General features: G+C 39.3%; 21 protein-coding genes. 16 read left to right on the forward strand and 5 right to left on the reverse strand.

The genetic code is table 11. From position 1 onward, the window contains the following. From DXB63_RS17975 to DXB63_RS13130, 3 genes are all read left to right on the forward strand, one after another. On the forward strand, positions 1–201 hold a 201-nt coding region (locus DXB63_RS17975; RefSeq protein WP_158563686.1), incomplete at its 5' end, for a hypothetical protein. A 28-nt stretch (positions 202–229) separates the two neighbouring features. Continuing rightward, positions 230–1,189 (forward strand): fimbrillin family protein, encoded by a 960-nt coding sequence (locus DXB63_RS13125; RefSeq protein WP_158563687.1) that lies wholly within the window; start codon positions 230–232, stop codon positions 1,187–1,189. 49 nt (positions 1,190–1,238) lie between these two features. Further along, the gene (locus DXB63_RS13130) at positions 1,239–3,179 is read left to right on the forward strand and encodes a hypothetical protein (protein ID WP_122126873.1); all 1,941 of its coding nucleotides are present in this window, start codon (positions 1,239–1,241) and stop codon (positions 3,177–3,179) included. A 77-nt stretch (positions 3,180–3,256) separates the two neighbouring features. Here DXB63_RS13130 and DXB63_RS13135 read toward each other — a convergent pair whose 3' ends face one another. After that, the gene (locus tag DXB63_RS13135) at positions 3,257–3,949 is read right to left on the reverse strand and encodes an HAD family hydrolase (protein ID WP_122126874.1); all 693 of its coding nucleotides are present in this window, start codon (positions 3,947–3,949) and stop codon (positions 3,257–3,259) included. A gap of 421 nt (positions 3,950–4,370) precedes the next feature. Here DXB63_RS13135 and DXB63_RS13140 point away from each other — a divergent pair, with 421 nt between their 5' ends. Continuing rightward, the gene (locus DXB63_RS13140; protein ID WP_122126875.1) at positions 4,371–6,032 is read left to right on the forward strand and encodes a peptide MFS transporter; all 1,662 of its coding nucleotides are present in this window, start codon (positions 4,371–4,373) and stop codon (positions 6,030–6,032) included. A 68-nt stretch (positions 6,033–6,100) separates the two neighbouring features. Here the strand turns inward: DXB63_RS13140 and DXB63_RS13145 are convergent, their stop codons facing one another. The 3 genes from DXB63_RS13145 to DXB63_RS13155 all read right to left on the reverse strand — a co-directional run bounded on the left by DXB63_RS13145 (position 6,101) and on the right by DXB63_RS13155 (position 11,784). After that, positions 6,101–8,173, reverse strand: coding sequence for a prolyl oligopeptidase family serine peptidase (locus tag DXB63_RS13145; RefSeq protein ID WP_369869623.1), 2,073 nt, complete (start codon positions 8,171–8,173; stop codon positions 6,101–6,103). A 129-nt stretch (positions 8,174–8,302) separates the two neighbouring features. Next, entirely contained in the window at positions 8,303–10,159 is a 1,857-nt protein-coding gene (gene yidC / locus DXB63_RS13150; protein ID WP_122126877.1) for a membrane protein insertase YidC, read from the reverse strand. Between the two features lie 23 nt (positions 10,160–10,182). Then, positions 10,183–11,784, reverse strand: a complete 1,602-nt coding sequence (locus tag DXB63_RS13155) for a CTP synthase (RefSeq protein ID WP_122126878.1) — start codon at positions 11,782–11,784, stop codon at positions 10,183–10,185. Between the two features lie 205 nt (positions 11,785–11,989). On the opposite strand from DXB63_RS13155, the gene DXB63_RS13160 reads away from it, so the two are divergent. The 12 genes from DXB63_RS13160 (at position 11,990) to galE (ending at position 23,704) form a co-directional block, all read left to right on the forward strand. Further along, positions 11,990–13,357, forward strand: coding sequence for a DUF3078 domain-containing protein (locus tag DXB63_RS13160; protein ID WP_122126879.1), 1,368 nt, complete (start codon positions 11,990–11,992; stop codon positions 13,355–13,357). Positions 13,358–13,665: 308 nt separating this feature from the next. Beyond that, entirely contained in the window at positions 13,666–14,091 is a 426-nt protein-coding gene (locus DXB63_RS13165) for a SoxR reducing system RseC family protein (RefSeq protein ID WP_122126880.1), read from the forward strand. Positions 14,092–14,094: 3 nt separating this feature from the next. Then, positions 14,095–15,027, forward strand: coding sequence for a Fe-S cluster domain-containing protein (locus tag DXB63_RS13170; RefSeq protein WP_122126881.1), 933 nt, complete (start codon positions 14,095–14,097; stop codon positions 15,025–15,027). A gap of 32 nt (positions 15,028–15,059) precedes the next feature. Continuing rightward, entirely contained in the window at positions 15,060–16,391 is a 1,332-nt protein-coding gene (gene rsxC / locus DXB63_RS13175; RefSeq protein ID WP_122126882.1) for an electron transport complex subunit RsxC, read from the forward strand. Positions 16,392–16,399: 8 nt separating this feature from the next. Continuing rightward, on the forward strand, positions 16,400–17,392 hold the full coding sequence (locus tag DXB63_RS13180) for an RnfABCDGE type electron transport complex subunit D (RefSeq protein ID WP_122126883.1): 993 nt from the start codon (positions 16,400–16,402) through the stop codon (positions 17,390–17,392). After that, positions 17,389–18,039, forward strand: a complete 651-nt coding sequence (locus DXB63_RS13185) for an RnfABCDGE type electron transport complex subunit G (protein ID WP_122126884.1) — start codon at positions 17,389–17,391, stop codon at positions 18,037–18,039. The genes DXB63_RS13180 and DXB63_RS13185 overlap by 4 nt, the downstream gene beginning before the upstream one ends. A gap of 15 nt (positions 18,040–18,054) precedes the next feature. Continuing rightward, on the forward strand, positions 18,055–18,639 hold the full coding sequence (rsxE, locus tag DXB63_RS13190; protein WP_122126885.1) for an RnfABCDGE type electron transport complex subunit E: 585 nt from the start codon (positions 18,055–18,057) through the stop codon (positions 18,637–18,639). A gap of 20 nt (positions 18,640–18,659) precedes the next feature. Further along, a complete protein-coding gene (rsxA, locus tag DXB63_RS13195; RefSeq protein ID WP_122126886.1) occupies positions 18,660–19,262 on the forward strand; it encodes an electron transport complex subunit RsxA in 603 nt (200 codons plus the stop codon). Between the two features lie 1,085 nt (positions 19,263–20,347). Beyond that, positions 20,348–20,557 carry an XRE family transcriptional regulator gene (locus DXB63_RS13200; RefSeq protein ID WP_122126887.1) on the forward strand — a complete coding sequence of 70 codons (210 nt, stop codon included), beginning with the start codon at positions 20,348–20,350 and terminating at the stop codon, positions 20,555–20,557. Positions 20,558–20,712: 155 nt separating this feature from the next. Beyond that, entirely contained in the window at positions 20,713–21,546 is an 834-nt protein-coding gene (locus tag DXB63_RS13205; RefSeq protein WP_122126888.1) for a hypothetical protein, read from the forward strand. A gap of 207 nt (positions 21,547–21,753) precedes the next feature. Further along, positions 21,754–22,668: a hypothetical protein gene (locus DXB63_RS13210; RefSeq protein WP_233522858.1), complete on the forward strand. Its 915-nt coding sequence runs from the start codon at positions 21,754–21,756 to the stop codon at positions 22,666–22,668. Between the two features lies 1 nt (position 22,669). Then, positions 22,670–23,704, forward strand: a complete 1,035-nt coding sequence (galE, locus tag DXB63_RS13215) for a UDP-glucose 4-epimerase GalE (protein ID WP_122126890.1) — start codon at positions 22,670–22,672, stop codon at positions 23,702–23,704. Positions 23,705–23,939: 235 nt separating this feature from the next. Here the strand turns inward: galE and ispE are convergent, their stop codons facing one another. After that, a complete protein-coding gene (gene ispE, locus DXB63_RS13220) occupies positions 23,940–24,767 on the reverse strand; it encodes a 4-(cytidine 5'-diphospho)-2-C-methyl-D-erythritol kinase (protein ID WP_122126891.1) in 828 nt (275 codons plus the stop codon). Positions 24,768–24,850: the final 83 nt, after the last annotated feature.

The raw sequence follows: 24,850 nt of genomic DNA on the forward strand, positions 1-24,850 counted from the left end.
TTCAACGTAACGCAGAGTGACGGTGCCTATCTTTCTCCCGACGGAGTGATTCTTTATGGCTGGGAGCAGACGAATAACGGAGACGAGACGGGCATCCCGACCGAACCGGGCGGGATGAAGGTAACTCCCGGAACAGTTACGGTCGGTACCCGGGATGGAAACGGTACTGTGACTACTGATCTTGTTGAGGTGGGAGAGTAACCAGTAAAAAAACAGAAAAACAATGGATATGAAACGAAGATATTTATTATATGCAGTGGTGGCAGGCATAACTTTATGCCTCCTGCCGGGATGTTCTGCCGTCGATGAACAAGGCGCAATTGGTGAGACAGCTACTCTCTCTATTAATAGAATCTCTGTGGGGCACTTCCCTCTTGAGGCAGCTACCCGTGCTGTCGGCGGTATAACAGTCTTGAAAGAAGGTACGGTCGGTATCTCCCGTGCTTCGGGTGGTGAGGCAAGGGATAATGTTCCCTATACTTACGGGGCTTCTTCATGGACTACTTTTGGAGAAAATATTCTTTTGTCGGAAACTACTTCTCAGATGGTTGCTTATTACCCTTATTCGGCAAGCGGTGTCTATACAGGTACGGGCAGTGATGCCGTTTTAAACATGGCTCCTTGTCTTTATGAAGCTTCCAAAGACCTTTGTGTAGGAAACTTTACGGCATCGGCTACCGATTATGATCCGACACCGATACTATCGCATATTTACACGCGGGTAAGTTTTCGTTTTGTGAAACGATTTACTTATAAAGGTACAGGTGTGATACGTTCTTTTATACTTAAAGATATGCCATTAATGGCGACGTATGGGCTGTTTTCTCATGAGTATACAGCTTTCGCCGATGAAGTGCCTACGGATTATAGATTGAATAACTTGACGAATGTGACGGCGGATACGGATCATTCAACAATTGATTTATTATTGATTCCGATGCTGATTCTGGCTGATGGAAAAACGTTTGCGTTTTATGCAGATGGTACGGAATACGAGAATCTTTATGAAGGAACAATCCCTCAAAGCTTGTTTGCAAGTACCGGTAATATTATTCAGGCAGGTTATCATTATAGATTTAAAGTTTTGTTGGGCGATGATGGTTTTGTAGTTGAACCGGATAGCCCCACCGTGTCGGGGCGGAATGAGGCTGCTCTATCGGGAAGTTATGAAGTGGTAGTAGACGATTAATAGTATAAACGATTGATGATATACAGATAATAAATAAAGAATATACAGTATGAAAAGAAAGTTGTTTTTTAATTTGTTCCTGATAGCCGTTGCCACTTTGATATTCGGCAGTTGCAGTCAGGACGATGATTCCGGTAATCTTGCAACAGGTGAGATGGTAGAAATACGGTTTACGGTAGGTGGTGTTTCTGATTATGCAGGTGATACATCTGCCGAAACACGCAGTCCTGCAGAGTCCTTTACGGTATCTGTCCCTATAAATGACGATTATGAGATAGAAGCTACATTTGCTCCTCGTCAAGTAGAACAGACCCGTGCGATAGCTTTGTTGGATGAAAATACCTGTTATCGTGTCTTGGCTTATAGCGGTGGTACTACTTATAGCGGATATGCCGATTATAAGATTATAGGTTGGCAGTCGGTGTTGGTAAACGGTGGTCTGAGATTAATGGCCGGTCAGTATAAATTTGTGGCTTACTCTTATTCTAAGAGTGATATGATTTTAGACATTCCCGATGAAAATATCAATATAAACGGGCTGGCGGTAAGCACGGATGATGATTTCCTTTTTTGGCAATCGGGGCTGATAAATATCAGTGGAGACACATCATTGACGATCGGTTTTCAACATTTGTTTTCGCAATTGCAAGTGGAATTTGACTCGAGCGGGCTCGGCAGTAATTTTGCGTCGGCGAGTGCTGTCTTAACCGTTGGTAATACGGCACCTTACATAAATGGCATTTGGGCTGTTACAAATAAGGAAGTTAGTATAGTTACCACTACACAGACAGACGGTGCCTTTAGTCTTCCAATTTTTGGCAGTCAACATATAATGAGCAATGAAAAGATATTGTTGCCTATAAGCAATACAGCTTCTATTCCTTTAGACCTCACAGTGGGAGCAACATTTGCAAACGGGGAAACGGTATCCAACAAGAAACTTTCTCTTGCTGTTGCCAATAATGAACTAAAACCTAATACCTCATATCTTTGTTCGGTTAAGTTTAAATCATCGGTGATTGATATTGAGGGTAATGAAATAGACGGGTATCCTTATGGAGGCGGTAACTGTTGGGTAATTTCTAAAAATAATACTAAAGATGTAAAATATTCATTTATTGCTGTAGAGGGAAGGACTGACGATAGAGTTGGGACAACAGTTGGTGGTACGCCTAATAGTGCCGGAGTGGTATGGCAGATGGATCGGTATAACAATACTACTACAGATTTAATTAAAAATGTGGTTTATGATTCATCTACTAATCGGATGACTTTCACAGTAGGAAGCGGACAGACCGGTAATGCGATAATTGCGGTGAAGGCAGGTTCTACTATTCTTTGGAGTTGGCATATTTGGGTAGTGGATGATAATAGTTTCCTATTAAACCCTGTTGACAATGGATGGTCCGGTGGTATATTTATGGATCGTAATCTCGGCGCATTCAATAGTTCTTCGACTTCGGATTCTTATGGGTTGTATTATCAGTGGGGGCGTAAAGATCCGTTTTCTACCCATATTGGCAACATTTCGTCAACCCCACTAACAATACTTGAAACAATAAAAAATCCGACTGTATTTGTGGCATCGTCTAAATGGTATAGTGAAGTATTAGACCATTCATTGTGGAATTGGGATGTGCTATATGATCCGCTGATGCTTAGATATAATCCATGTCCTAAGGGATGGACAGTGCCACAAGGGAGTGATTTTAATTATATGGTGAGTTCAAGTACAAGTGATAATTTTACAGAAGAAGGAGCATTTGTGTATAGTACGTTGACGTTTCCACCTGCAGGTAGAATAGGAATAAATGGTGGAATTCATGATGATAATAGTAATGGATATTGGTCAGCTAACAGTTTTGAGGGCGAAGAAGCAGGTTACTTGGAATTCTCTAATAAAAAGATTAATTGGTTTTATGGTGGCGGCGAGGGGGCTGCCGTAGGCTATGGAATGCCTGTTCGTTGTGTTGTACAACCAATTTATTGATAGGTACAGTTCTTCAAATCATTAGTTTACCCTTGTTGCAAATTATTGCAACAAGGGTGTTTTTTATTTAGAACTTGTTAAAGCAACACTTCTTTTATCTCTTTAATCGATTCTAAGACGGTGAGTTTCGGATGCTCTACTTCGTCCGACACCATTTCGTGTATCCATGTCGTGTAGAATGGGATGTGAACGGCATAACCACCCATCTTGAGTATCGGCAGAATATCTGATTTCATGGAGTTGCCCACCATCATTATCTTTTCGGGAGTGGTGTTTAAGTCCTTTAATAGTTTCCGGTAAGCAGCGTCCGTTTTATCGCTCATTATTTCGATGTGGCAGAAGAAATCGGATAATCCGGAGAGTTTCAGTTTTCGTTCCTGATCCATCAGGTCGCCTTTGGTTGCCATAGCGAGATGGTAATGCCGACTTAATTCCCGAAGTGTATCTTTTACTCCGTCAATCAGTTCCACAGGGTGAGTCAGTTGCTCTTTCCCCAATAGGATAATCTGCTCGATCTCCCCGGCGGTAATTTGTTTGTTGCTTACTTCCAATCCGGTTTCGAGCATACTTAAAGTAAAACCTTTGATGCCGTAACCGTAGATTTCCAGATTCTGTATTTCTTTTAGGTACAATACCCTCATCACCTCATCTGTCGGACTGTATTTCTCCAGCAGTTTGCATAGTTTCTGTTCCGTTTCCCGAAAGAATGTTTCATTAATCCAAAGTGTGTCATCTGCATCGAAGATGATATAGTCGAGGTTTTGTCTCATATCCTTTTATTGTTTTTCCGGGCAAAATTAATAATAATCCGGGATAAACAAGCAAACGCTCCCTGACTATCTTTTATCGCTCCCTTAGGAAGAAATAGTTTCATAATATATGGAACTAAAGTTTCACAAAATATGAAACAAAGGTTCCATAAAATATGAAACTAAAGTTCCACATATTATGAAACTTTAGCTCCTATGCGGTGAGCATAAAAACACATGAGGGAGAATCCGGCAAAGATCGCTTTGTCGTTTAGTGCCGTATTAGGGTTGTGAGGAAGACTCTGCACTTCGTTACAGTGAAGTTCCAACGACTTTTTTCCAAATTCTATTTAATATTATGCAATAAATATAGTGTTATTTTAATATTATCTTATCTTTGCAAGCAATGAATATTAATTATTAATTTTAAAATCTACAGTTTATGTTTGAAGGACAGCCGAAAGGTTTGTATGCGTTAGCGTTGGCAAATACAGGTGAACGCTTTGGCTATTACACAATGCTTGCTATCTTTACCCTCTTTTTGCAAGCGAAGTTTGGATTCACGGCAGCCACTACTTCCACTATCTTTGGTAGTTTCTTGGCAGCGGTCTATTTCATGCCATTATTTGGCGGTATTTTAGCGGATAAGTTCGGTTACGGCAAGATGGTTACTACGGGTATTGTGGTAATGTTTCTAGGCTATGTGTTACTTGCTATCCCGATGGCTACGAATATCGGTTTGTATTCCATGTTCGGAGCTTTGGCCCTGATCGCTTGCGGTACGGGACTTTTTAAAGGTAACTTGCAGGTGATGGTCGGCAACTTGTACGACGCTCCGGAGTACAGTTCCAAACGTGATACTGCTTTCAGCTTGTTTTATATGGCAATCAACATCGGTGCATTGTTTGCTCCTACAGCTGCAACTGCCGTTACCAACTATGTATTGGGTAAAGCCGGACTCACTTATGTTCCGCAAATCCCGTCATTGGCTCACCAATATCTGAATGGTACGATCACTCCCGACGGTGAAGCCAGTCTGGCTGCAATGCAGAGTGCGCAACACTATACAGGCGATATGGCAACTTTCTGTACTACTTATATCGATAAACTGTCCGAAGCATATAATTATGGTTTTGGCGTGGCTTGTATTTCGTTGATTGTATCAATGGCTATCTATGTTATTTTCCGGTCTACATTTAAGCATGCGGATTATAACTCCAAACAAGCTAAACCGGCTAATGTACATGAAGAACAGCTGACTCCTCAGCAGACAAAGGAACGTGTGATTGCTTTATTACTGGTATTTGCCGTGGTTATTTTCTTCTGGATGGCTTTCCATCAGAATGGTTTGACGATGACTTTCTTTGCACGTGACTATACGGCGCATGATGTTACCGGGCTGGACCGTCTTGGTTTCAGTGTATGGAACTTGGTTCTTATCATCATTACGGTATATGCGGGTTTCTCTTTATTCCAGTCGAAGACAGGAAAGGCGAAGCTCATTTCAGGTGTGGTGGCAACGTTGGCTTTAATCGGTTTGGGCGTGAATTATGGAACAATGGACCCTACATTACCTATTCTTCCTCAGATCTTCCAACAGTTTAACCCATTCTTCGTAGTAGCTTTGACGCCTGTGTCATTGGCTGTGTTCGGAGCTTTGGCAAAGAAAGGAAAAGAACCTTCCGCACCGCGTAAGATCGGAATCGGTATGGTGATAGCTGCGTGTGGTTTTATGCTGTTGGCGTTCGGATCTTTCGGATTGCCTACTCCTGCGCAAGTAGAAGCAAATGGTATTTCGGCCGACGTACTTGTTTCTCCTAACTGGTTAATTTCTACTTATCTGGTGTTGACATTCGCGGAATTGCTGCTTTCTCCGATGGGTATTTCCTTCGTATCTAAGGTAGCACCTCCTAAATATAAGGGTGCTATGATGGGAGGTTGGTTTGTAGCCACTGCCATTGGTAATTATATGACTGCCATTATCGGATATTTGTGGGGAGATATGCAGTTGTGGATGGTATGGAGCGTATTAATCGTATGTTGTTTGCTTTCTGCTTTGTTCATCTTCTCTATTATGAAGAAGCTGGAAAAGGTAGCGAGATAATAAACCGGGGATATAATATAATAAAAGCCCGTAGCGATTTCGTTACGGGCTTTTTATTGTATGTAAAATTAGTTGTTGTTACCGGCAGGTTTCAACCATTTGTTCAGCCAGTTGAAATAAGTACGTTGCCAAAGCACACCGTTTTGTGGTTTCAATACCCAGTGGTTCTCATCCGGATAGAGCAGCAACTCGGCAGGAATACCCCTTAACACGGCAGCATTGAATGCGGACATTCCTTGGGAAGCTAAGATGCGATAATCCTTTTCACCGTGGATACATAAGATAGGAGTATCCCATTTATCTACGAATTTATGAGGAGAATTGGCAAAGCTGCGTTGTGCTACCTTGTTATTTTTGTCCCAGTACGGACCACCTATATCCCAGTTGGCAAACCACATCTCTTCTGTTTCCAGATATTGTGCTTCCATGTTGAAGAATCCGTCGTGAGCGATGAATGCTTTGAAACGTTTTTCGTGGTGTCCTGCCAACCAATAAACGGAGAATCCACCGAAGCTGGCACCCACGCATCCCAAATGATTGGCATCGACATAAGGTTCTTTGGCTACTTCATCAATAGCAGAAAGATAATCTTTCATACATTGACCTCCGTAGTCACCGCTGATAGCTTCAAGCCATTCCATGCCAAAGCCCGGAAGTCCCCGACGGTTCGGAGCGACGATTATATAGTCGTTGGCTGCCATTATCTGCATATTCCAGCGATAAGACCAGAATTGGCTGACCGGAGTTTGCGGACCGCCTTCGCAGAACAGTAGAGTAGGGTATTTCTTGTTCGGATCAAACTTGGGAGGATAGATAACCCATGTCAACATCTCTTTGCCGTCCGTTGTTTTTATCCAGCGTCCTTCCACTTTGCCCATGGTCAGTTGATCGTAGATTTGTTTGTTTTCGAAACTGATTTGAGTCGCGTTTCCCTGCATGTCTACGGAATAGATCTCATCTGCCATACTCATGGACTGGCGTTTAGCGATCAGCTTCTCTCCGGCAAGAGTGACAGACAGGTAGTCGTGTTGTCCTTCTGTCAGTTTGGTCAGTTTGTCTCCTTCGTTCAAGTCAATGCGGTATATCTGTGATTCTCCATGCCATACCCCGGTAAAGAAGATGGTATTAGCGTCAGGACTCCAGCAATAGCTGTCTACATTTGATTCAAATGTCTTGCTTGCAAAACGTTTTTCTCCTGTAGCCAAATCCATGATGAAAAGGCGGTTCTGGTCGCTTTCATAACCGTCACGTTCCATGCTTAACCATGCGATTTGTTTTCCGTCCGGCGAATATTGAGGATTAGTATCGTATCCCATATTACCTTCGCTTATATTAACCGTTTTCTTTGTGGCAAGGTCATATACATAAATATCCGAGTTGGTGGATATGGCATATTCCAGTCCTGTTTTCTTACGTGAAGTATAGGCAATTTGCTTTGAGTCCGGACTCCAAGCCAGTTGCTCGATTCCTCCAAATGGTTTTAATGGTGCTTCGAACGGCTCACCTTCCATTATATCAATGGCATTACTGATTTTTTCTCCGTTAAAGTCTGCAACAAACGGGTGGGGGATTGTCTCTACCCATTCATCCCAATGTTTGTACATCAAATCGTTTACTACGATTCCCGTAGCTTTGGGAAGATCGGGATACATATCCACTGTGCGCTGTCCGTATTTGATTTGTGAAATGAACAACACTTTCTTTTCATCCGGTGAGAATTTAAATCCTTCTATCGGACCATCGAATTCGGAGAGAATCTTCCTATCTGTTCCATCCGGATTCATTTCCCAGATTTGACTGCCACCGCTTTCATTGCAAAGAAAAGCAATTTTGGTTCCTCCTTTTATCCATACGGCCTCGTTTTCGCTATACGCGGTATGGGTAATTTGTTTGTTGTCCGTACCATCGGCATTCATGACATAAACTTCACGATTGCTTGAATTTTCCGGAACACTGTAATAAGCTACGGTATAAACCACTTTCTTTCCGTCCGGTGAAACATCCAGTCCGCCGATACGTCCCATGGCCCAAAGTGCTTCGGGAGTCATTCGTCCATCTTTGATGGTGATGTCTTGCTTACCGATAATCGGTTCATATCTTTCTCCTTTCTGCTGTATGGCATTACAGGAGGCAAGCGTCATTGCAGCCGTCATCATTACTAAATTTGTTTTATTCATATCTGTTATAATTAAATAATAATTTGTCGGTTGTAAAAAAGCCTGTCCGAAATGTATCAGGCAGGCTTTTTAACAGGTTCTTTTATCTAACTGTTATCTTCTGTTTTTCTTTTCGCGTTCTTTGGCCAATCTTTCCTGCTCTTTTTGCATTGCTTCCATCCGCGCCATGAAGCCGGACTTCTTTTTCTTCTTAGGATTTTTCATATTGGCTTCCAGTTGTGCTAATATCTTTTCATCGCTCACTGTCTTTTTCAGTACAATCATGATGATAATACTGATAAGAGCTGAAATGAAATAATAATAGTTCAATCCTGATGCATAATCGTTCAAGATGAAAATAAACATAACAGGCATAGCATACATCATGATTTTCATTCCCGGCATAGACTGACCTGTATCTTGTTGTTTCATCGTGTACATCGTATTCAATATATTAGTAATACTGAACAGCAAGCAGAATAAACTCAAGTGATTACCGATGAATGGGATGTGTGCGTTCCACGTTATTAAAGCATCGTAAGTTGACAGGTCGGATGCCCACAAGAAACTCTGCTGACGAAGTTCGATAGCTGTTGGCACGAACATGAACAGGGCAAAGAATATAGGCATCTGGAGTATCATAGGCAAACAACCTCCCATGGGACTCACACCATACTTGCTATATAGTGCCATCGTCTCCTGTTGCTTCTTCATTGCATCCTCTTGTTTCGGATATTTCTTGTTGATAATCTCGATTTGAGGTTTCAATACACGCATCTTTGCAGATGACAAGTAAGACTTGTAGGTGAATGGGAATACAATAAGTTTAACGATAATCGTCATAATCAACAATACGATACCCATGTTCCATCCCCAACCGGATAACCAGTCGAAGAGAGGAATTGTGAACCAACGGTTGATCCAGCGCAAGAAGCTCCATCCAAGTGGAACCAATTGGTTTAGTTCCAGATCTTTCCCATCAATACGGTCTTTGTCAAGTGCTGTAAGCGTCTTATATTTGTTCGGACCGAAATAGAACAACATATTTGTCGGTTCTTTCCCACTCGGATCAAAGAACGTATTCATTTTAGCCGAATAATTCTTCAAATATCCACTACCTTCTCTTTGAGGGACTGACGTCAATTCGCTTTGCTCGAAATCTTGTTCGGCAATAAATACACTTGAAAAGAATTGGTTTTTGAAAGCAATCCAGTCCAAACGTCCCGGGATAGACTCTTTCACATCTTTTGCTCCGGAAAGTTCATCCGTATCGTCTCCGGAGAATTTATAAGTAAGAGTTGAATAACGTTCTTCAAATTTGAAGCCCTTTTCAATTTGACGTGCACGTTGTTTCCAATCAATATCTACGTAGTTGATGGAAGAAGACAGCTTGTTCCGCATATTGACGGCTTGAATCGTGAAATTCATCAGGTAGCTGTCATTGTTTAATGCATAATTGAAATCAATATAACTTGCACTGTCGGCAACCAAACGCATGGTAACAGTCGTATCGCTTACATTGACAGGAGTAAAGAATAAATCTTCCGTATCAATCGCTCCCTTTTTATTATAGAACGTAAAGTTTAGACTGGCATCATTCCCATTAAACAATACGAGAGGTTCTTTATTCTGACCATTGTAATCTTTCAATGTTGCGGAATAAATACGACCTCCTTTATTGCTGAACGTCAGTTTTACGACAGCATTTTCAATGGTGGTAAATGATTCTTTTCCTTGCATTGAGTTGTAAAACAATGCACTGGTGTCTGCTGCCTGAATAGATGGTTCGGAAGTTGCCGATAATTTAGCTTGCATCTCCGCTTTCTTTGCTGCTTCTTGTTGTACGACAGCAATAGAGTCCTGATAGCGTTTCATTTGAGCTATTTCCTCTTGATTAGGACGGCTCAGAATACTAAAACCTACCAAAACGGCACCTATCAATCCAAATCCTATTAAGGTGTTTTTATCCATTTCTTTTTTTTATAGTTAATAATTTATTTACTGATAGCCGCTTTAATGAATGACAGGAATAACGGATGCGGATGCAATACCGTACTGCTGTATTCCGGATGGAACTGAGTTCCGATGTACCATTTTAAGGCTGGTATCTCGATGATTTCTACCAAGTCTGATTCCGGATTAATACCTACACACGCCATACCATGTTTTTCGAATTCAGCTTTATATTCATTGTTGAATTCGTAACGATGGCGGTGACGTTCCTGAATATGTTCCGAATGATATGCCTCGAATGTTTTTGAGTTTTTGTTTATGATACATTCATAGGCTCCCAGACGCATGGTTCCACCCATGTTGGTTATAGATTTTTGCTCTTCCATAATGTCGATGACATTGTGAGGCGTTTTTTCATCCATTTCTCTGGAATTGGCATCTGCATATCCTAATACGTTGCGTGCAAATTCAATAGCCATACATTGCATTCCCAGACAAATACCGAATGTCGGTTTGTTATGCTCACGAGTGTATTTAGCTGCTACAAATTTGCCTTCAATACCTCTCTGACCGAATCCCGGACAGATAACCACACCATCGACATGTCCCAACTTTTCTTCTACATTTTCGTTTGTAAGCGCTTCGGATTGAACATATTCGATTTTAAGTTTATGGTCATTGTATGTGGCAGCTTGTGAAAGTGATTCCAATATTGATTTGTATGCATCTTGCAATTCTACATATTTACCTACTAAGGCAATCGTCACCACTTCTTTCGCGCTAACACGTCTTTTCAAGAACTCTTTCCAAGGACCTAATTCCGGTTTCTCTCCGATAGGAAGCCCCATCTTGCGGAGGATTGTTTCATCCAACCCTTGTTCCTGCATTTTTAATGGAACTTCGTAAATAGTAGAAAGGTCGACTGATTGTACTACGGCAGACTCCTCTACATTACAGAATAATGCAACTTTTTTACGTATATTGGCGTTCAGTTCATGTTCGGCACGTAATACTATTATATCCGGTTGAACTCCTAACGATTGCAGTTCTTTTACAGAATGCTGGGTTGGTTTTGTCTTTAATTCTTTTGCTGCAGCAAGAAACGGTACATAGGTAAGATGTACACATAATGCGTCACGACCTAATTCCCATTTTAATTGTCGAATACTTTCCAAATACGGAAGAGACTCTATATCACCTACTGTTCCACCGATTTCGGTAATGACAAAATCAAATTTGTATTTGTTTCCAAGTAATTTCACATTACGTTTGATTTCATCGGTAATGTGTGGGATAACTTGTATCGTTTTTCCCAAATAATCTCCGCGACGTTCCTTGTCTATCACACTTTTGTAAATACGTCCGGTTGTAATGTTGTTAGCCTTTGTTGTCTGAATGCCTAAAAAACGTTCATAATGCCCCAAATCTAGGTCGGCTTCGTGTCCGTCTACTGTAACGTAACATTCTCCGTGTTCATAAGGATTTAATGTACCCGGATCAATATTGATGTATGGATCAAATTTCTGGATAGTAACTTTGTAACCTCTGGCTTGCAGAAGTTTACCTATTGAAGATGACATTATTCCTTTGCCTAATGAGGAGGCTACTCCACCAGTTACGAAGATATACTTTGTTTCTCCCACGACTGTAATATTTTAATTAAATTTTATTTGTCCTGTTCGCTCTTAAAGTCCGCAAAATTAAAAAAAAATAGGGAAGAATCGAAGGTTTCCTTTAAAAAACATTCTATTAAAAAATATTATTACTCAGTTAAATGCTTTATAATTTACTTATTGATTGTGCTGGTTTAAGTATTTAATGTATTTTTGCGGAAAAATTCTCAAATAGATGAAAAAGTATTTTGTTTTAGGATTGTTTCTAATAGGGGGGATTGTGGCTTTCGGGCAGAAGAAAAGTGTACATTCCAATAAGAAAGATGTCGGATTTTCTATTTATACTCAATACGTAGATACATTACAAAAAATACATAATAAGTATTTTGCCGGACTTGATTCATTGAATAATGATACTGTACCGGAAAGGAATATAGAATTAAAACCGTATTATTTTAAATTGTTTGTACCTTTAACCTATTATTATGCTCCGATAGAACAAGCTTTTGAGTCCCATTGGCAACCGGCTCGTTTGGAAGAGGTCTCTTATAATCAGGATTCTTTATTTCCTGTGACTAAAAAGCGCTTTGACAAAATGGAACGTGCGGATCGTAGAGTTAATAAAGCATTATTGTCAATGTATGTTGCTCGACCAGATAGGATTGTTTACACGGAAAATCAGATAGCAAGAAAGAAAACGTTCCAAAAACAAGTAATGGAAAAGTTACCACCAAAAATCCGTGTAATTGAATTGTTTGAACCGGATCCGGTAGATACGAATGTCGGCGATGCAGAACTTTTGGTTAAGAAACCTAATTTCTGGTCTACAGGGGGAGACGGTGCTTTGCAATTCTCCCAGAATTATATATCAGATAACTGGTATAAAGGAGGTGAAAGTTCCAATTCGATGGTAGCACAATTACATTTATTTGCGAACTATGATGATAAGCAAAGGATTGAATTTGATAATGAATTACATTTTAATTTAGGGTTTATCAGTGCTCCGTCTGATACAGTACATAAATATCGTACCAATAATGATTTACTTCGTTTGACAAGTAAATTGGGTATAAAAGCTGTTTCGAAATGGTATTATACATTATCGGCGGAATTTAAGACACAGTTCTTTTCAAATTATAAGACTAACTCGGATATAAAACAATCTGCATTTATGACCCCGACAGAGTTAAAGTTGGGGCTTGGTATGGATTATAAATTGAGTGAAAAGAAAATCAATCTATCTGTTTTATTGTCTCCTTTATCTTATAACTTTACCTATTTAGCTGATAGGGATGTTGATCCTACAGCATTTGGAGTAAAAGCCGGACAGAATAAGTTAAGTGAAATCGGTTCTCGTTTACAAGTTAATTATACATGGACAATTATTCCTGCTATTATTTGGGAATCCCGTTTCTCATATTTTACTAATTATAAGAGGGTAGAGTCTGAATGGGAGAATACTTTTAATTTCGTATTAAATCGTTATTTGTCTACTAAGTTGTTTGTGCATGCTCGTTATGATGACAGTTCTAAACCGGAAGATGGCAGCGGATATTTTCAGTTGAAAGAATTGCTTAGTTTCGGTATTAATTATAAATGGTAGACATAAAACATACTTCTTTATTTAAGGTTTAGGCAAATCCCGTAGATTATATAGATACAGATTCTTATAATTTACGGGGTTTGTATTTATGAACTATTTTCTGTCTTTTTACACTTTCTGTATCTTATTTCCTATGCTTCTGTAGTGAAAACGATTGTTTTTATGCTTTTATGTTATTTGATGGAAGTGTGATACTAAAATCAGCTATGAAAAAAGACCAATTTTTTGCATATTATTTTGATGATAATAGTTTTTAGTTTCCAATTATTGTGTATTTTTGCAGCAATTTGTAATGTGCAGTTTACAAAATGGCTAATATAATAAAACATAAAGGTACTGTGGAAAACATTGATGGATCTCTTTATAGAGTAAGGATTCAGCAGACGTCGGCCTGTGCTTCTTGCAGTGCTAAAGGGTATTGTAGTTCTTCCGACAGTAAAGAGAAGATTATCGAGGTGTACGATAGTTCCAATTCGTATAAGGTGGGAGAAGAGGTGATGATATATGGAACTACTTCCATGGGGATGAAAGCGGTATTAATCGCTTTTGTTATACCTTTCGTTCTCTTACTGGTTGCTTTGTTTGTTGCAATGTCTCTAAGCCAAGATAATGAATTATTTTCTGCTTTAGTTTCTCTTTGTGTCCTTGTACCTTATTATATAGTACTTTATTTCCTTCGGAATAGATTTAGAAAGAATTTCTCATTTACATTAAAACCAATAAATAATAACTAACTTATGGATTTAATTCTGATTGCAGTTATTTCTTTGGGAGCTATCGGCCTGATTGCCGCTATTATTTTATATGTAGCTTCTAAGAAATTTGCTGTGTATGAAGATCCGCGAATTGCTCAGGTAGCAGAAGTGCTTCCTCAGGCAAATTGTGGTGGCTGTGGTTATCCCGGATGTTCAGGCTTTGCTGATGCATGTGTTAAGGCCGGTTCATTAGAGGGTAAATTCTGTCCGGTAGGAGGCCAGCCTGTTATGACTCAGGTGGCTGAAATCCTGGGATTAGATGCCGGTACTGCCGAGCCGATGGTGGCTGTGGTAAGATGTAACGGTAGTTGTGAACATCGTCCCCGAGTAACAAAGTATGACGGAGCGGTATCTTGTGCGATTGTCGCTGCTACTTATGGCGGTGAAACAGGATGTAGCTATGGTTGTTTGGGTTGTGGTGATTGTGTCGCTGCATGTCAGTTCGACGCTATTCACATGAATCCTGAAACCGGATTACCGGAAGTGGATGAAGAGAAGTGTACGGCTTGTGGAGCTTGCGTGAAAGCATGTCCGAAGTCTATCATTGAACTTCGTGCCAAAGGTAAGAAGTCACGCCGTGTATTTGTATCTTGTGTCAATAAAGATAAAGGTGCTGTTACACGTAAGGCTTGTGAAGTAGGATGTATCGGTTGTGGCAAGTGCGTGAAGACTTGTCCGTTTGAGGCTATTTCATTGGAAAACAATCTTGCTTACATTGATTTTAATAAATGTAAGTTGTGTCGCAAATGTGTCGAGGTATGCCCGCAACATACAATTCTTGAAGTCAATTTCCCTCCTCGTAAGGTAGAAGCCCCGAAGACTGAAACAACTTCGAAAGCGGATGAAATAAACGTTGCTCCTGCTGTTACCGAAGTAGCAAAAGAGGTGAATGAAACTCCTCAAGCAGAAGCTTAATAAAATGAATAATAAAACATTAAAATATAATCATTGTGAGGACATTTAGAATTGGTGGCGTACATCCGCCCGAGAATAAATTGTCGGCAGGAGAGAAGATTAAGACGCTTGCACTTCCTAAACAAGCTATTATTCCGCTATCTCAACATATCGGTGCTCCTGCAGCAGCAATCGTAAAGAAAGGTGATGTTGTGAAGGTAGGTACACAAATAGCCCAAGCGGGTGGTTTTGTATCTGCTGCAATATTTTCATCCGTTTCCGGGAAAGTTGCTAAGATTGATGAGGTGATAGATGCGAGCGGTTACCGTAAACCTGCTATCTTTATTGATGTAGAAGGGGATGAATGGGAAGAAACCATTGATCGTAGCGAAAATTTGGTAAAGGAATGTAGCTTTACTCCCGAACAGATTATAGAGAAAATCAAGGCTGCCGGTATTGTTGGTATGGGTGGTGCTTGTTTTCCTACACATGTAAAATTGATGCCTCCTCCGGGAAATGTTGCTGAAATATTGATCATCAATGCTGTGGAATGCGAACCTTATCTGACTGCCGACCATCAATTGATGCTGGAAAAGGCGGAGCAGATTATGGTAGGTGTCAGTATTCTGATGAAAGCTATTAAAGTCAGCAAAGCTGTAATCGGTATTGAAAACAATAAGTCGGATGCTATTGCTTTGTTGGCAAGTGTTGCTGTCGCCTATGCCGGAGTGGAAGTTATGCCTTTGAAGGTGAAGTATCCGCAAGGTGGTGAAAAACAATTAATCGATGCAGTTATTGCCCGTCAGGTAGCAAGTGGAGCACTTCCAATTTCTACAGGAGCGGTTGTACAGAATGTTGGAACAGCGTATGCCGTTTATGAAGCTGTACAAAAAAATAAGCCGTTATTTGAACGTGTAGTTACCGTTACCGGGAAATCATTGAAGAATCCGTCGAACTTTTTGGTTCGTATGGGAACTCCGATGAGTATGCTGATTGAAGCAGCCGGAGGGATGCCGGAAGATACTGGAAAAATTATCGGTGGTGGTCCGATGATGGGAAAAGCTTTGGTTAATGCTGAGGTTCCCATCTGTAAAGGCAGTTCGGGCGTTTTGCTGATGAATGACAAAGAAGCTGCCCGTAAAGAGATAAATAACTGTATTCGTTGTGCTAAGTGTGTGAGTGCATGCCCGATGGGACTTGAGCCTTATTTGCTTTCTGCTTTGGCTGAAAATGCCGATTGGGAAAGAATGGAACATGAGGAGATTATGAACTGTATCGAATGTGGTTCATGTCAGTTTACTTGTCCGGCCGGTCGTCCCTTGCTTGATTATTGCCGTTTAGGTAAAGGTAAAGTAGGTGCTATTATTCGCTCACGTAAAAAATAAGTAGAAAAATGGAAAACAAATTAATAGTATCCTTATCGCCCCATGTTCATAGTGGAGACAGCATACAAAAGAATATGTATGGTGTGCTTATTGCATTGATACCTGCTCTTATTGTTTCTTTTATCTATTTCGGGCTGGGTGCTGCAATCGTCACTGTAACCTCTGTTGCGGCATGTGTGTTCTTTGAGTGGGCTATAACTAAGTTCATTCTGAAAAAAGAAAAAACAACTATATGTGACGGGTCTGCCATCATCACCGGTATTTTGTTGGCATTCAATTTACCGTCGAACTTGCCTGTCTGGATTATTATTATCGGCGCATTGGTTGCCATTGGCGTTGGTAAAATGTCATTTGGCGGGTTAGGCAATAATCCGTTCAATCCGGCTTTAGTAGGACGTGTCTTTCTTTTGATTTCTTTCCCGGTACAAATGACTTCATGGCCGGTTAACACCTTTTCAGCGATGGCAAGTGTCGATGGAATCTCCAGTGCAACGCCATTGGCTTTGATGAAACAGGCTATACATGGAAATGCGGATGCATTGAAAGAAATTCCCGATTCCCTTTCATTGTTGTTGGGTACGAATCCGGGTTCTTTGGGAGAGGTTTCGGCATTGGCTTTGCTTATCGGCCTTGCCTATATGCTGTGGAAGAAGATCATCACCTGGCATATTCCGGTAACGATTATTGCTACCGTATTTGTATTTGCCGGTCTGATGAACTTGGTTAATCCGGAAGTATATGCTTCTCCGCTTACTCATTTATTGACGGGAGGTTTAATGTTGGGAGCTATCTTCATGGCAACCGACTACGTTACTTCTCCGATGAGTAAGAAGGGAATGATTATTTATGGTATTGGTATTGGCTTCTTTACGGTGGTTATCCGTCTGTTCGGTGCATATCCGGAAGGTATGTCGTTTGCGATTCTTATCATGAACGCCTTTACACCGTTGATCAATACTTATTGCAAACCTAAAAGATTCGGGGAGGTAGTGAAGAAATGAAAAAGTTACAATCATCATTTAAGAATATGGCTATCGTATTGACTGCGGTAACTGTAATTGCCGGGGCTTTGTTGGGTTATGTAAATGATTTGACGAAGGGACCGATAGCGGATGCTAATGCAAAGGCATTGAGTGATGCTATTGCTGTTGTAGTGCCCGGTTTTGATAATCAACCGACTGAGAATCCGGAAACCATAGAAGTGAACGGGGCATCTTATACTATATATAAGGCAACCAAAGGAGGAGAGTTTATCGGCGCAGCTGTTCGATCTACATCTAATGGCTTCGGTGGCCCTTTGACTATTCTTGTCGGATTTGATGCGGATGGGAACATTATTGATTATTCTTTGTTGAGTCATGCTGAAACTCCGGGACTTGGTTCTAAAGCGGATATTTGGTTTAAGAAGGACGGCAAAGGTTCTGTTATCGGGATGAATCCGGGGAAGAATCCATTGTCGGTGAGTAAGGACGGTGGTAATATTGATGCCATAACAGCTTCTACCATTACATCACGTGCTTTCTTGGCAGCAGTGAACAATGCTTATCAGGCTTATGCCAACGGAGATAGCGCCGACGTTACAACGGGAGCTACAAGTAAACCTTCTCAAACGGAAGAGGTAGATAATTCTATTAACCAGGCAAATTAAAGAAAGGAGTAGATTATGAATAATTTTAAAGTTTTGATGAATGGGATTGTTAAAGAGAATCCTACATTTGTGCTCCTTTTGGGTATGTGTCCTACTTTGGGAACAACTTCCTCTGCCATTAATGGTATGGGAATGGGATTGGCAACCATGTTTGTCTTGATATGTTCCAATGTGGTTATTTCGTTGATTAAGAATTTAATCCCGGATATGGTTCGTATTCCGTCATTTATTGTGGTTATTGCATCGTTTGTGACGGTATTGCAAATGGTAATGCAGGCTTATGTACCGGCATTATACGCTACATTGGGTCTATTCATTCCATTAATTGTTGTGAACTGTATCGTGCTGGGACGTGCGGAAGCTTTTGCTGCAAAAAACGGTCCTCTACCATCGTTCTTTGACGGATTGGGTATGGGATTGGGATTTACCATTGCGTTGACATTACTTGGTGCGGTTCGTGAGTTGCTTGGTACCGGAAAGATATTCGATATCACAGTGCTTCCTGAACAATATGGAATGTTGATATTTGTGTTGGCACCGGGTGCATTTATTGCATTAGGGTATCTGATTGCCATTGTCAATAAGTTTAAAAAGGCGTAACTGCATAAAATAGAAGCTATATGGAATATATATTAATATTTATCACAGCAATATTTGTGAACAACATTGTGTTGTCACAGTTTCTTGGAATCTGTCCGTTTTTAGGAGTATCCAAGAAAGTAGAAACGGCAATAGGTATGTCAGCAGCGGTTGCTTTTGTGTTGGTTATCGCTACCATTGTAACTTATCTTATCCAGAAATATGTTCTGGATGCATTTGGCTTGGAGTATTTGCAGACAATATCCTTTATTTTGGTTATAGCAGCCTTAGTGCAGATGGTTGAGATTGTATTAAAGAAGGTATCTCCCGCACTTTATCAGGCATTGGGTGTTTTCTTACCGTTGATTACGACCAACTGTTGTATTCTTGGTGTGGCTATTTTGGTTATCCAGAAAGATTTCAATTTGCTGACCGGAGTTGTTTATGCAATTTCTACGGCAATTGGTTTTGGCTTGGCATTAATCATTTTTGCAGGACTTCGTGAACAGATGAGTCTGGTGAAGATTCCTAAAGGGATGCAAGGTACTGCCATTGCATTGGTAACAGCAGGTTTGTTAGCTATGGCATTCATGGGATTCTCCGGAGTAGACGGTGGATTGAAAGTTTTGTTCGGACTGAATTAATCTCTTACATACGAACAAGAGAGGCTGGCTTCTTTATGAGGTCAGCCTTTTTGTTGTATGCCGGTGGAATATGCAAATCCAGTCACTAAGGAATCGGGCTTGTCAATCGGGATTTTACGCTAAATCCTCTTTTTATGCATGTTTTAAATTGCACTTGAACTGCCTTCACCTCTTCACTATTCAGGGATAAATCATTGCTGAATAATAACTTACGGTGAATACACTTTTTTTACTATCGCTCTGTCCCTGACTTTGCCCCGTCCTTCCATCTTAATATTTATTTAATTAACATGATTTTCAACGAAAAAAGTACCTTCACTCTAATTTATTGATATTCAGATATAAATATGCAAAACGTGATAAGGTGAAGGTAAGTCCAAGTAAAAGTTGAAAACAGCTAAATTAGCAGAATAAACGAGCTGAAAACGCCTAAGGGAGTGATGCCTTACGCTCCCGTAGATGTAAGCTATCGCCCAAAGGAGCGTTAGCCATCACCCCTTTGAGTGATAGGTGCCACTCACTTAGGTGATAAAAAACGATCTTGATGTTTTCAAAAAACATCAAGGGTCTTTTAAATATTCATCAGGTTGTTTGAAAAAAACATAAGGTCGTTTGATTACGAAGATACGGTCGATTGTTCACAAACTCCTATCGTTTGTCGACAATCGACCGTATGTTGAACAGTATATCTTATATTTCTATCAATTATGTGTCTCACATTTTTGTCAGTAAACCATGAGATAAATAAGGAAAAAATGATACTCAATACGAATTAATATAAAAAAGGTAGAACTTATAAGAAGAAAAATATATCTTTGCTTGGAGATGTAAATGGTGATTTACTTCAGATTAAAATAGTAATAGGAAGCGTTGTGTTTTTATTCTTGTTTCTGAAAACCTGAGAAATTTTAAGAAACTACAAGGATAGCACAGTGGTTTCTCACGTATATGCGTGAGGACTACTGTCTATTGTTTGTAGTTTCGGGTTTTCTCAGGACCTTCAGAAACAAATAATAGCATGTAGTTCCACGCTTTCGTATTTATTAGAATGCCTTTCTGGAACTAAAAGGTTGAGAAACACGATTATGAAACCAATAGGATTACTTATTAAACAACGTTTGGAGGAAGAGGAACGTACCGTCGCATGGTTTGCCCGGAAACTGTCATGCAGCTATGCAAATATCTATAAAATATTCGGGAAACAAAGTCTTGATACGGAATTGCTTACACGAATATCTAAAATTCTTAATCATGATTTCTTTCAGGATTTATCTGAAGATTTAAAAAATGAATGAATGATTTTCAACTAATTGGCAATAGTTGTGTGAATAGATTGGAGATGGTGCCATAATCTATATATGAACTTATGATATTACTTTTGTAAAAAGTTATTTCATGAAGATATGTATTATAGATAAATCAAAATTAATTTAGTAAAAAGAAAGTTGACATGAAAAAGTTATTTTATTTATTCGCACTTGTATGTGTTTGTCTTTGGTTTACATCTTGTGAAGATGATGACGCGGTGAAATTGACAATTAATACATCTGCTTATGATGTAGTAAAGGATTTGAAGGATGCAGACGGTAATTTGTATTTCACGGGAAAGTTGGAGGATGATCTTCAGATTCGTATTTCTTTTTTGGTAAGAAAACATGTGTCGAATAGTTTTGAAATCGTAGCTCAAGGAATTCGTTATATTAATGATATAAAGTCAATAGCTTCTTATACAACACAAGAACTGGAACCGGGAGTATATGATGTTATAATTGTAAGTGATTTCATTAAAGGTGAAAAAGAGTTTAATACGGTGACTGCCAATGAACAATATAAAGGGTTGAATGTCGCCTGTAAAGAAAGTGCAGGAGTTTATAATGCTTTTGGTACTGCTTATATGGCAGATATAACAGTTGAAAAGAAAACAGATGTCACACTTAATACTATAAAAAAAGGAAGTTTGGTAACTCTGCTTTTTAAGAATACTGACCAAATGAAAAGTGCTTCATACAAAATGTCTTTGGAGAAATTTGTATATGTTGCTTTAGGCTCTTTCGGAAATGAGTTTAATAAAAAAACAGGTGCGCTTGAACATCCTTTAACTAAGTCAATAATAAGTGCACAACATTATTGTGCTAGTATGGAAGCTCAAAATAGTACAGATCTTCTCACGGTTAGTTGGATTTCCGGTGCATTTGCCGATGGCTATTATAGTGTTGAACTCTCCAATAATGAGGATAAAGTTATTGAATTGGATTTTGCAACCGATCAGGGAACATTGAAATAAACATTTGAGCTAATTGAATGGCTATAGAAAGATCGTTTCAACCCATATTGAAGCGGTCTTTTTTTTATGTGTTATGATTCGATATGTAGCAGAATAGGGGAATTATACTTTGTTTAGTATAACTTTATAAATAAATATCTTTATTTCTTTCTTAACTTTTCAATTTTATGCTTACTTTTGTCCGGAAATATAAAGTAAAGGATGACAATGACATTGATAGTGCTTGCTGCAACAATGGGTAATAAGTATGGTGGATTGAAACAATTGGAAGGTATTGGTCCTAATGGTGAAACAATTCTCGATTACTCTATATATGATGCGGTCAAAGCAGGTTTTAATAAGGTAGTCTTCGTTATTAGTAAATATTTTGAGGAAGATTTTAAGACGAAAGTTTCCGGGAAATATGAAAATATAGTAGATGTAGATTATGTTTTTCAGGAAGTGGAATTGGTTTCGGAAGAATTAAGAAATCCAAAACGGGCATTGTTATGGGGATCTGCACATGCTGTATTAATGGGAGAATCTGTTATAGATGGTCCGTTTGGAGTTATTAATGCAGTGAATTTCTATCAGCGTGAAAGTTTTGAGCTGTTATATAGAAATCTTTTAGAAAGGAAAAATACTTCTTATCAATACTTTATGATTAGTTATCGCTTGTCTAATGTAATGCCTGAAAGTGGTGGCGTAACCAGGGGGATATGCGATATTAATAGTGATGGAGAGCTTCAGTCGGTGATAGATCGGCATGGAGTGGAGCGTGTTAGTGGTAATCCGATGTTTCTGAATGAATATAATAAATGGGTAGAGTTGGATGAAAATGTTTTTGTTTCTATGAATATGTGGGGATTTACTCCTGATATCTTCAAACATATCCGAGAAGCCTTTGATGAATTTATAAAAGAGAAGGGGATGGATATGAAAGCGCATTTTTCAATACCTGACTTTATTAATGGAATGATAAGTAAAGGTCTGCATGTTAAAACCATAGAGACACCGGCCAAGTGGATGGGACTTGTTTCTCCTGATGATAGAATTCAAGTGATACTTCGTATCAATGAATTGGTGAGAAAAGGAGTTTATCCGGCAAAACTTTTTGAACCTAATTTACAAAACAAACAATAGTATGAAAGAAAGAATTTTGGTAACAGGTGGTACGGGGTATATCGGCTCGCATACTGTAGTAGAATTGCAGAATAGTGGTTATGAGGTGATTATTGTAGATAATCTTTCAAATTCCAGTGCTGATGTAGTAGATAATATTGAGAAAGTTTCGGGTATTCGTCCTGCTTTTGAGAAATTGGATTGCCTTGACCTTGATGGTCTTGATGCTGTATTTGCTAAATATAAAGGCATAAAAGGCATTATTCATTTTGCAGCAAGCAAAGCTGTGGGCGAGTCCGTACAAAAACCTCTGTTGTATTACCGTAACAATCTTGTTTCATTAATTAATCTATTAGAATTAATGCCGAAGCATGGAGTAGGAGGTATCATCTTCTCATCTTCTTGTACTGTTTACGGCCAACCGGATGAATTGCCGGTTACGGAGAAAGCTCCAATAAAGAAAGCCGAATCTCCTTATGGTAATACAAAACAAATCAATGAAGAAATTATTCGTGATACGGTAGCTTCCGGCTCACCTATCAATGCGATTCTTCTTCGTTATTTTAATCCTATCGGTGCACATCCGTCTGCATTACTTGGTGAGTTACCTAATGGTGTTCCTCAAAATTTGATTCCTTATCTTACTCAAACAGCAATCGGCATACGTGAGCAATTAAGCGTGTTTGGTGATGATTATAATACTCCTGACGGTTCATGTATCCGTGATTTTATTAATGTTGTGGACTTGGCGAAAGCTCATGTCATAGCTATTGATCGGATTTTGAACAAAAAGCAAAAGGAAAGTGTTGAAGTATTTAATATAGGTACCGGACGTGGACTCTCTGTGTTGGAATTGATCAATGCTTTTGAAGAGGCAACAGGAGTGAAGTTGAATTATAAGATAGTAGGACGTCGTGCCGGAGATATTGAAAAGGTTTGGGCAAATCCGGAATATGCCAATGAAGAATTAGGTTGGACTGCAAAAGAAACCATCGAGGATACGTTAAAATCCGCTTGGAATTGGCAGTTAAAGCTCCGAGAAAGGGGAATACAATAACCTTTAACTTTTTTTATATTCAAAGTATGAACAAAAACGCTATATTTGCGTTCAATAAGTGCAAATGAACCTGATACTTCTTTATGGATATGTGAATACCTATGAGTAGTTTTATATGATTCTAAAACATATAACAGGTAAAAATTGCATAGTAGTTTTGTCGTGTTTTATTTTGTGTTTGTGTTGTGGCGTTTCCTCGACGTGAGTCGGGGAAACGTTTTTTTATATTCTAATTCTATCCTTTATTAATATATAGTGAACCAAGATTCTTTAATTCTGCTATTTGCCTTAGCTCAGGAATCTCCTTAAAGATTCCGAAAACAGAAGAACCGGAACCCGACATTGAAGCATAGACAGCTCCATGGTGATATAACAGATTCTTTATCGTGTTTATTTGGGGGTGATTGGCAAAGACGCTTATCTCAAAATCATTCTTCATTAAATCTTTCCATTCTTCAATCGGCTTTTGAATGACTTCTTTTAAAGATGTTTTTGGACACATGGGTTTAATCAAAGAGAATGCCTCCCGAGTAGAAACGAAAATATCAGGTTTAATGATTATGATATGATAATTTTCCAAGGTGAGATTTATTGGTTCGAATATGTTACCTATTCCGGTTGCGAATACGGGTTTGTTGTTTATAAAGAAAGCACAGTCCGCTCCTAAGGTTGCTGCGTAAGCTTCCAATTGTTTCTTGGTGATATTTAGTTGATAAGTATCATTCAGAAGTTTCAGCATGAAAGCCGCATCGGAAGAACCGCCTCCCAGACCAGCGCCGGATGGTATATGTTTGTGTAAGTAGATATCGATAGGAGGAATGGGATATTCTTTTTGTAGTAAACGGTATGCTTTTACTACAAGGTTATCTTCTGCTTTACCCTCTACGGAAGCCCCTGAAATATGTATCTGAAATTCTTCTTCGCTTTCCTTTAAATCTACTACTTCCAGAGCGTCTTCAATATGTACCGGATAGAAAATGGTTTCCAAATTATGGTACCCGTCCGAGCGTTTTTCTACGATGTTCAGACCTAAATTTATTTTTGCATTCGGAAAAGTTATCATCTTTATTTGTTTTAGTTTTCAAAGATAATTGTTCATGATTAAAAATAAAGAATGGATATGGGAAAATCATTTGTTAATTTTAT

This window comes from Bacteroides sp. OM05-12, assembly GCF_003438995.1.
Classification (GTDB): domain Bacteria; phylum Bacteroidota; class Bacteroidia; order Bacteroidales; family Bacteroidaceae; genus Bacteroides.